Genomic DNA, 8,036 nt, shown 5'->3' on the forward strand with positions numbered 1-8,036 from the left:
CAAGCGAACCAACAAATCAATGAAGGGGGTCAGTTCTTCGTTTCGCCTACGGGGTCAAATCTTCACTTCGCTTGACAAGATGCGCACGGCTGGCGCAAAAGGAGACGTTTAGTTTCCATCATCGGAGCGTGTCACCACGGTAAGGCGGGCGAGAGAGTCGCCGCCAACGGGACATTTCCATGACCGTTAGAAGCGTCTATCTGCTACTGCGCGTTAGTCTCGATCATGCAAAAGCCACCTCCACTGAGACGATAGCAGGCGTTCTGCGGCACTGGGAGTTCCAGCATCTCGTGTTTTGACAGACCTGCATAGATGCCGCGGATGATTCTGCCGAACAAGCCATGGGAGATGGCGATCGTCGGACCTTTGACTTCTGCAATCCAATTTTTCGCACGACTACAAGCGTCTTCGAAGCTCTCACCGTCCGGAGATCTGAAGTACCAGTTGAAGGCATCTGCCCCGTCAAGATAACCTGGAAACTCGGAGTCAATCTCGAACTTGGTCATCCCGTCCCATGAGCCGAGGGTGACCTCCATTAGCCGAGCATCTTCAACGATCGGCAGTGAAAGAGCACGTTGTATCCTGGCGGCGGTCTCGCGAGTTCTACCCAGAGGGCTCGTCCGCATTTCGAATGAATGCCAGCTCTCAAAGAGCTCGCGACAAAGTACGGAAGCGACGCCATCTGCCTGCTTCAGGCCGAATTGTGTCAACGGGGAATCCATCTGACCCTGGAAGCGTCCGAGACTGTTCCACACAGTTTCCCCGTGCCGCAAGAGATAGATGGTAGACATGCCTATGATCCTACTGCCAAGTCTCAGCGATCAGGTGGTTGCATAGCTTGGCGACACTTTCATGAAGCATCCAGTCATTCTAAGGATGGTCGATCGTCTTTCGACCTCATCAGGTTGACTACAGGGACCTTCTGTGTGACGCGACTTTGTTCCTGACTTTCGACGTAGCGAAGTGCGTTCTGCCATAGCCGTACGGTACGACCGCTTATGGCGCGTTTTCGCCAAGGCGGTAGTCGGCCCGAAGCGGACCGTGGATCAAGCGATCGCCAACAGTGCTATGAAAAGAACGGTCCACGGTATCAGCCCAATCCATCCCGCCATCGGTGCTTGCAGAAGAAAGCCCCCGCTTTCGTTACGCTTGAACCCCGCCCAGTTGAAATCCGTCTCATCCGACGAAACTCGCTGAACCCGCACGCTTCCGAACGTGATTATCGGAACTAAAATCCGCGCCGTTGTGTACCCGATGATCTCTAGGATGAAATCCACAACCATCATGTTGCATCCTCTTCCGTACGACGATCAAGAGTTGTCGCCTAAACATCAACGCCGCAACCTAAGATTTTCTTACCCAAACGAGGTGCAACGTGACTTCTGTCAATGACCGCTTGTGGCGCATCCGACGAGCTTGTTGGATCGCGGGCACGAAGACGGAGCAGATCAAGCAGATCGGCAACGCCGTCTCGGTCGCGAAGATGAAGGCTTGTGTCGGCGCGCTCATGGCCGACGCGGCGCCGAAGCCGAAGGCCCAACCGGTTGAAGAGTTTCTGGAGGCAGCAGAATGAACGAGTTCAGCGGATACGCACATCCGATCCGTGGCGGCTGGTGGGCCATGACCCGCTTCGCCGCGATGCCAAGCCTAAGCCCATAATGGGGAAGGGCGAGAAGCCCCTGATGTTTCCCGACGAGCTGTCGGCCACCAAGGCGGCGCTGCAGCACGTGCTGGCCTACTTCAACGGCCACCTCGTCTGCTCTCACGAGATCGAAGGCGGCAGCATCAAGCAAGCCAAACGGAAGGCGGCGGAAAAGCTGTTCCGAGGAGGCAGGGCAACAGAGCTCGAGCGGAGCAAGGTCGCATGATCGACGCCCGCGTCTACAGCATTTGTGAAGAGTACGGGATCGAGGTCATCGACGGCCGTGCCTATCCTGATGTTCGTCAGACGAGGGCGGTGGCGACCATGGATAGAATCCTGCGCAATCGAGGCGAGGCGCACTTCCGCATGGTGATGTCCACCCTGGCAGAGACAGAGAACAACCAGGGCAGCTCGACGAGTATCTGTTCTGGGCGGTGAGCGACCTGGTTGAGGCGTGCCAGGCAATCATTGAGGAGCGGCCGACAGAATGGCTGGAGTGCTTTGACAAGACGCCTGTGGGGCAGCTCCAGTTCATCGCTAGAGATCTCAGCGGGATTACCCATCAGCGCCACGCGATCGCGGGCATGCTGTATGAGAGGGTAGTTCGAGTGTTTGGTTCCAACGCGGCGCAGGGGGACCTATTCGACGAGAGACGGAGAACGGCATGAGAGGGAAGAGATCACGGAGCTTTTCATTCGGGCAGCTGAGACAGATCGCCGGCTCCCGTTCGGCGATGGGCCGAAGCCGGTGAAGGCTCAGGCTCTGCCGTACGTTCATGATGCGGCAGACCAAGCAGGGTGGGGCGGTGAGCGCTATGCGGAGGAGCGAGGGAGCTTCTGGGAGAGCAGATCAACCCGCCTCCGCGCATCGGATGTCACTGACTGGGAACACTGCCACCAATTGATCCTCGCGGTGGAGGACGAGAGCGAGAGACGTTGCCTATGGCACTGGGCGATCGGGCGCGCCGGCGGCCGACCGTTCAAGCACTAGTGTCGCGACGAAGGTATCCATGTGGAGACCGGAAGGCGTCGGAAAGAGCGGGCGATTACACACATTGCGTTAGGTTTCACTCGGGACGCGTTGCAAAATAACGAGAACACCAATCTTGACCTGTTGCGTGTTGCCCCGGAAATCGAGCATATTCCTGTCAACATCGAAGAACCTACGCACTCACTAGCCTGGATGGACGACAGCGCGTTTTGCCCTGTTGGGGTGCCGGAGCTTCGAGACTTTACATGGGCTCAGAAGAGGAATGAGCGTCGCCGGCAGCGTGAGGCGAGGAAGAAGGACGCCGCCTGACTTGTTCGTCTCCTTGTTGGGAATGGATGATCGATTGCAAGCCTGACGATGGCGGGCAGGCGCAACGTCTTTGCCTCAGCAGCAGTACACGAATGCCCTAACGCGTCGCCGCCTGGCGAGCCGCTCATCAGCGGCCGACACTAGCGGTCGAGGAAGCTGTGTAGGTTTTCAAATTGGTTGATGGCAGTACGTATGATGCTCCTGCGGCGAGCACGGAAACCAGTAATGAAATCGATATCAGAGCGACCTTCATGGGTTCCTCCTTCCATCGGTTGTGCGGAAACTGATGTAGTCGCGGATCGTTCCGATGCAATGCTGGATGCAGAGGGTGCAAGCAGGAAGATCGGAAACGCCAGGAGGCGGCATGATTGGCGAGAGGTTCTTTAGCTTATTCTTCTTCTGGGTGCTCTTCTGCGCCCAGTTTGGGAGCTGGTTCATTTATGTGCGCAATGCGCTCAGGGCAGAGGCAAGGGGAGTAAGAGTTCAGGGGATGTACTATCTGTTCGCGGACATCAATGACCACCTCTGCACGGCTGAGATCAGACGCACGTACCATTGGAGCAGGATGGGGATTATGGTGTCCGGCCTCTTGTTGATGGGGTTCCTCATCTTAATTTGAGGCCAAGGCCATGGAGAGCGGTCCTACCGGCGTCATGCCGGACTAATCGAGAGAGTGGTGTTGAGGGCTGCGTGTGTTCAGATGACGTTCACGTGTAGGAACCGAACATGTTCGGATTAGTTTTCGAGAATGTTCAACGAGAGGATCGTACATGTTTGGAATCGCTAAGACATTGACGGCTGGGGCGATGAGCGCTCTGCTGTTAGCAACGTCAATCGCTCCCGCAGGTGCCGTCGTGCTCCCTTCGGTAAAGGCGCCGCAGGCATCATCCGCTGTTGAGCTTGTGCAATACCGGGATCGGGACCGTCGCTTTGACCGAGATGACCGTCGCCGCTGGGACCGTGACCGTGGTGACCGCCGCGGCTACTATCGTGGGCATAGAGGCTCGCGAGAATACCGCCGTGGCTATCGCCGCCACAATGATGGCTGGTGGTACCCGCTCGCTGCCTTCGGCGCAGGTGCGATCATCGGCGGCGCCATCACCAATCAGCCGCGTCCGGCGCAAGCCCTGCCAACCAGGCATGTGCAGTGGTGCTCTGATCGCTACCGGACCTATCGCGCGTCGGACAACACTTACGTACCGCGTGTCGGAGTAAGGGCGTACTGCAACTCACCTTACTCCCGATAACAGTTGCAGTCCGCGTCAGACCAGCCCCGTCAGCAATGGCGGGGCTTTTCATATCCGCGCCCGGCGGTACCGGGTCAACAAAAGAGAAGACGCATGAGCGTACCAGCAAAGTTCCTGTGCACCGGCACGGAGGCGAGTTGCGTCAACCCTCGCCTCCGTGCCGGTCATTCAGGTTTCACTTTTTGGTCCGAACTGATCGTGGACTTTGAGTAGTTGGCGACAAACCATTTCTCCACCGTTATTGGACGCCCAAATCTGCTTCAGCAGTGGCTTTTACAGACTTGAATGCTTTAACGGCTGCTTCTTGGAGAACTCCCCAACAAACCACATACGGGGTACGACCGTTCTTTGGACGCTTTGGCTTCATCGACCGATTAACGCCCTTCAATGCCATCTCGGCTTGATGTCTACGCACCTTGTACGAGAAGTGCTTCAGTCCAATGGAGCGGGCGATGAGGTAGTCGAGTTTGGCAATCAAGCCGCGCAGCTGCTTGGCTCTAGTTTTCTTCGATCCTCCGAAGGCAGCCCTATTACGTTTCACCATCCTCGCCCCCAAGGTTACCATGCCAGTCCTGAAAAACTCCCGGCACGAGACGTTCGCGCAAGAGCTCGCCAAAGGCAAGGTGATCAGTCTGATGACGGTGGCGTTGGTGGTGTCCTGACAAGCGATAGGACACGGGGTTTGGATGGGGCATCTAGCCAGTCCATCCATTTCTCTCGCTCTTCGGCCGTGTCGAAGAACCGCCAGAGTTTGTATTCGTCCTCGGTCGTCTCGAGCATCTCGCCCACAGTCACGAGTTCCAGCGGTAGCGTCACCTCATTCCCGTCGAAGCGCACGAAGTACACACCTTCGGTGGCTCTTCGGATGACCTGTCCCGTTCCGTAGCTGCCGTCAGGGCTGTCCAACGTGAAGAACATTCCGGTGAGATTGTCGACGCTCGTATCTGCCATGTTTCAATGCCGGTTCTTGGAGTGAAAGTGCCCTGAAACTCGCCCATGGATCTGCCAAAGGCAAGCGATGACAGTCAGCCGCCCACAGCCCCCAGAGACTATGTTTGAGCTTGGCGCGCCGACCTTTGTGCCAGCACCTAATGTCGCTGAGTGGGTAGAGGAAACCTTCCTCGACGATACGTCCCCGGTTTTCAACCCGGATCATGAGCACCTGGCGCATGCTCACATCGGCTTCCTCTGGACCGTGATCGAGAACAATAGCAAGGGCCGCCGGGTGATCGGTCAGTGCGAGACCGGATCACCACAGGGCGCGATGGGGAAATGGTCCCGCGCCCGCGCAGTCCAGCAGGTCACCGACTGGTTCGGCCCGTTCCGGACTTCATCATCACCCTGGATGCCGATTACTGCCGGCAGTGTGGCGATGCCGAGTTCATGGCGCTTATCGAGCACGAGCTCTATCACGCAGCTCAAGATGTCGATGCCTTCGGCGCCCCGAAGTTCAGCAAGAGCACGTGTTCTTTCGTCGGTCAACGGTGCAGGTCCGGAACGAGGGCGGTCTATGTGACGAGAGCGAGAAGCTCTACCCCTCGATCGGTGCCAGCCCGAAAGAGCACGTGCTGCAGTGGAGCTTTCCATCAGGAGCTTCCGTCTCGTTTGCTCACCTAGAGCATGACAAGACCGTCCTGAACTGGCAGGGCTCGCAGATTCCGCTGATCTGTTTCGACGAGCTGACGCACTTCAGCGCGAAGCAGTTCTGGTACATGGTTTCACGTAACCGCTCAATGTCGGGCGTGCGGCCGTACATCAGGGCGACGTGCAACCCAGACGCCGACAGCTGGGTGGCTGAATTCATCAGCTGGTGGATCAACCAGGACACTGGTTTGCCGATACCGGAGCGCGCCGGCGTCCTTCGCTGGTTCGTCCGCATCGGTGACGCGATTATCTGGCCTGACAGCCCGCAGGACCTGGCGCGCCACACTGCTCCTAACGAGGATGGTGTAGAAGCGCCGATCCCGCCGAAGTCGGTGACCTTTGTACCCGCAATGCTCAGCGACAACCGCGCGCTGATGGCCGCTGATCCGAGCTACCTCGCCAACCTTATGGCTCTGCCGACGATTGAGAGGGAACGGCTACTCGGCGGCAACTGGAAGATCCGGCCTGCAGCCGGTCTCTACTTCCAGCGCGCCTGGTGTCAGGTCGTCGAAGCCGCACCGCACGACATTCGGTGGATGCGCGGCTGGGACTTGGCGGGGACGCCGAAGACCGAGAGCAACGATCCGGACTGGACGGCGGGAACGCTGCTGGGAAAGACGCCCGACGGCCGATACTTCGTTGCCGACCACCGACGCGACCGCTTGTCACCAGCTGGTGTCGAGCGGATGATCAAGAACACGGCGGAGGGCGACGTTCGACAGGTCGCAATTTCATTGCCTCAGGATCCGGGGCAGGCGGGCAAGAGCCAGGTCGCAACCCTAACCAAGATGCTGGCTGGCTTCAGCGTTCGCTCTTCACCGGAGAGCGGCGACAAGATCACGCGCTTCAGCGGCTTCTCTGCTCAGGCAGAGGCCGGCAACGTCTTCGTGATCCGCGGCCGGTGGAATGAGGATTGGTTCACCGCCTTGGAGAGCTTTCCTGAGGCGACCCATGACGACGACGCCGATAGCACGAGCCGAGCGTTCAATGCTCTCTCTCGTCGCCGCCGGTGACAACTACGACGACGGTGAAGGGGCTCTACTAGCGCTAGGCGTCTCCGACGATCACCGTAACCGTTCCGGTGCCGCCGCAATCAGGACAGGGTCTACCGCTTTGCTCGCCGCTGCCAGCACAGGCAAGACAGATGTCTTCCGCCGACTGCTTTGAACCGGGTTCTGTCTCGTCTCCTGGCAGCCTCTGTGACGTCTGGTTGATGGTTTGATCATTGCCTGTCATCGCCGACTCCCTGATTTGCACCAGCAACAACAAATCTCCCGGCATTGTTCCGGGCACACGAGGTTCTGAACCTGATGACCGATGCCGTCGACACCAAGCACCCAACTTACATTGAGCGTGCTGACGAATGGTCGCTGATGCGCGACACCACCGCCGGCGAGAAGGAAGTAAAGGGGGCGGGGACACAGTACCTTCCGCAGCCGTCCGGTTGGCTGCCATCACTCCAGCTCCGGTCTGCGATGAAGTCTATGGTGCTTCGCCCGTGCGGGATCTGATAGAGCGCATACGTCTCTAGAAGGCTCGCGGGGATGAAGTGGCGCTCTGGCAAGTTTCATCGATAAATAGTTCAGCCCTTGCGACCTTGCAGCAGTCTTCCAACCAGACTTGGATCGGCTGCGGAGCAGGATGACCAGAATGACATCTTTAAAGTTGCCAATGGCGTGTCAGGCGAACCGTCCAGGGTGACTAAGTCTGCATCCGCGGTGGCGGGTAAGTTCGCGGTTGATACCGCCGCCGCCACAGGAAAGATCGTTGTTGCGGGACTAGGCAGTGCTGACAGTTGGGAGGAGTTGGAAGAGCTTGTTCGTAACAATGATACCTTCAAGGATGCTGCGCGAAAGCATGCTGCTGATGTTCTCGTTCAACGCGTACCGGTACCAGCCTTCTGATGACCTGGCGGTCGTCGCCTTCAGTCTGCAGGCACTGGTGGGCCTGTTCATGACCCTGATGGTCTTCGCACGCTTCCTAGCACTTCTCTCGTCGCCCAAGAGCATGGACGAGTTCGATAGCTGAACGGCCGGTGACGCCTCTCAGCGAGGTCAATGCGTTGAGCCTAAGGGGATGTTAAGCACGTTTGATCGGAGTTCTACGCCTATCGAACAAGGCGTTTGCTGAACTGCCCCCCGTTTCGACCGGACAGTCGGCATAAGCAGAAAGGCTCAAGCACAGGCTTGGGTATAGGCTTATGT

General features: G+C 58.0%; 11 protein-coding genes and 2 pseudogenes. 9 read left to right on the top strand and 4 right to left on the bottom strand.

Annotated features, from left to right (window positions below; genetic code table 11):
- Positions 1-203: 203 nt before the first annotated feature.
- Both MUU54_RS24165 and MUU54_RS24170 read right to left on the bottom strand, forming a co-directional pair.
- Positions 204-791 (bottom strand): histidine phosphatase family protein, encoded by a 588-nt coding sequence (locus MUU54_RS24165; protein WP_247246488.1) that lies wholly within the window; start codon positions 789-791, stop codon positions 204-206.
- Between the two features lie 255 nt (positions 792-1,046).
- Positions 1,047-1,286 (bottom strand): hypothetical protein, encoded by a 240-nt coding sequence (locus MUU54_RS24170; RefSeq protein ID WP_247246489.1) that lies wholly within the window; start codon positions 1,284-1,286, stop codon positions 1,047-1,049.
- Positions 1,287-1,375: 89 nt separating this feature from the next.
- On the opposite strand from MUU54_RS24170, the gene MUU54_RS24175 reads away from it, so the two are divergent.
- The 4 genes from MUU54_RS24175 (at position 1,376) to MUU54_RS24190 (ending at position 4,188) form a co-directional block, all read left to right on the top strand.
- Complete coding sequence (locus tag MUU54_RS24175; protein ID WP_247246498.1) at positions 1,376-1,573, top strand: hypothetical protein; 198 nt, start codon at positions 1,376-1,378, stop codon at positions 1,571-1,573.
- A gap of 109 nt (positions 1,574-1,682) precedes the next feature.
- Positions 1,683-1,868, top strand: coding sequence for a hypothetical protein (locus tag MUU54_RS24180; protein WP_247246490.1), 186 nt, complete (start codon positions 1,683-1,685; stop codon positions 1,866-1,868).
- A complete protein-coding gene (locus MUU54_RS24185) occupies positions 1,865-2,080 on the top strand; it encodes a hypothetical protein (protein WP_247246491.1) in 216 nt (71 codons plus the stop codon). Before MUU54_RS24180 ends, MUU54_RS24185 begins: the two co-directional genes overlap by 4 nt.
- A 1,631-nt stretch (positions 2,081-3,711) precedes the next feature.
- Positions 3,712-4,188 (top strand): BA14K family protein, encoded by a 477-nt coding sequence (locus tag MUU54_RS24190; RefSeq protein WP_247246492.1) that lies wholly within the window; start codon positions 3,712-3,714, stop codon positions 4,186-4,188.
- A 238-nt stretch (positions 4,189-4,426) separates the two neighbouring features.
- On the opposite strand, the gene MUU54_RS24195 is transcribed toward MUU54_RS24190, so the two are convergent.
- Positions 4,427-4,732 carry a hypothetical protein gene (locus MUU54_RS24195; RefSeq protein WP_247246493.1) on the bottom strand — a complete coding sequence of 102 codons (306 nt, stop codon included), beginning with the start codon at positions 4,730-4,732 and terminating at the stop codon, positions 4,427-4,429.
- A gap of 83 nt (positions 4,733-4,815) precedes the next feature.
- Positions 4,816-5,139, bottom strand: a complete 324-nt coding sequence (locus tag MUU54_RS24200; RefSeq protein WP_247246494.1) for a hypothetical protein — start codon at positions 5,137-5,139, stop codon at positions 4,816-4,818.
- A 100-nt stretch (positions 5,140-5,239) separates the two neighbouring features.
- Here MUU54_RS24200 and MUU54_RS24705 point away from each other — a divergent pair.
- The 5 genes and pseudogenes from MUU54_RS24705 to MUU54_RS24220 form a co-directional block, all read left to right on the top strand.
- A pseudogene (locus tag MUU54_RS24705) lies at positions 5,240-5,413 on the top strand (putative metallopeptidase); the annotation flags it as partial.
- Between the two features lie 47 nt (positions 5,414-5,460).
- Positions 5,461-5,586: pseudogene (locus MUU54_RS24900) on the top strand (putative metallopeptidase); the annotation flags it as partial.
- Between the two features lie 65 nt (positions 5,587-5,651).
- Positions 5,652-6,845: a phage terminase large subunit gene (gene terL, locus MUU54_RS24905; protein WP_247246495.1), complete on the top strand. Its 1,194-nt coding sequence runs from the start codon at positions 5,652-5,654 to the stop codon at positions 6,843-6,845.
- 297 nt (positions 6,846-7,142) lie between these two features.
- Positions 7,143-7,343 (top strand): hypothetical protein, encoded by a 201-nt coding sequence (locus tag MUU54_RS24215; RefSeq protein ID WP_247246496.1) that lies wholly within the window; start codon positions 7,143-7,145, stop codon positions 7,341-7,343.
- A gap of 331 nt (positions 7,344-7,674) precedes the next feature.
- Positions 7,675-7,860: a hypothetical protein gene (locus tag MUU54_RS24220; RefSeq protein ID WP_247246497.1), complete on the top strand. Its 186-nt coding sequence runs from the start codon at positions 7,675-7,677 to the stop codon at positions 7,858-7,860.
- The last annotated feature ends 176 nt before the right edge of the window (positions 7,861-8,036 follow it).

It is taken from the genome of Pseudorhizobium tarimense (genome assembly GCF_022968135.1).
Classification (GTDB): domain Bacteria; phylum Pseudomonadota; class Alphaproteobacteria; order Rhizobiales; family Rhizobiaceae; genus Neorhizobium; species Neorhizobium tarimense.

Bases quoted from the DNA above. Each gene is read 5' to 3' on its own strand.
- MUU54_RS24165 (WP_247246488.1), bottom strand. From the start codon at position 791: ATGTCTACCATCTATCTCTTGCGGCACGGGGAAACTGTGTGGAACAGT.
- MUU54_RS24170 (WP_247246489.1), bottom strand. From the start codon at position 1,286: ATGATGGTTGTGGATTTCATCCTAGAGATCATCGGGTACACAACGGCG.
- MUU54_RS24180 (WP_247246490.1), top strand. From the start codon at position 1,683: ATGTTTCCCGACGAGCTGTCGGCCACCAAGGCGGCGCTGCAGCACGTG.
- MUU54_RS24185 (WP_247246491.1), top strand. From the start codon at position 1,865: ATGATCGACGCCCGCGTCTACAGCATTTGTGAAGAGTACGGGATCGAG.
- MUU54_RS24190 (WP_247246492.1), top strand. From the start codon at position 3,712: ATGTTTGGAATCGCTAAGACATTGACGGCTGGGGCGATGAGCGCTCTG.
- MUU54_RS24195 (WP_247246493.1), bottom strand. From the start codon at position 4,732: ATGGTGAAACGTAATAGGGCTGCCTTCGGAGGATCGAAGAAAACTAGA.
- MUU54_RS24200 (WP_247246494.1), bottom strand. From the start codon at position 5,139: ATGGCAGATACGAGCGTCGACAATCTCACCGGAATGTTCTTCACGTTG.
- MUU54_RS24215 (WP_247246496.1), top strand. From the start codon at position 7,143: ATGACCGATGCCGTCGACACCAAGCACCCAACTTACATTGAGCGTGCT.
- MUU54_RS24220 (WP_247246497.1), top strand. From the start codon at position 7,675: ATGCTGCGCGAAAGCATGCTGCTGATGTTCTCGTTCAACGCGTACCGG.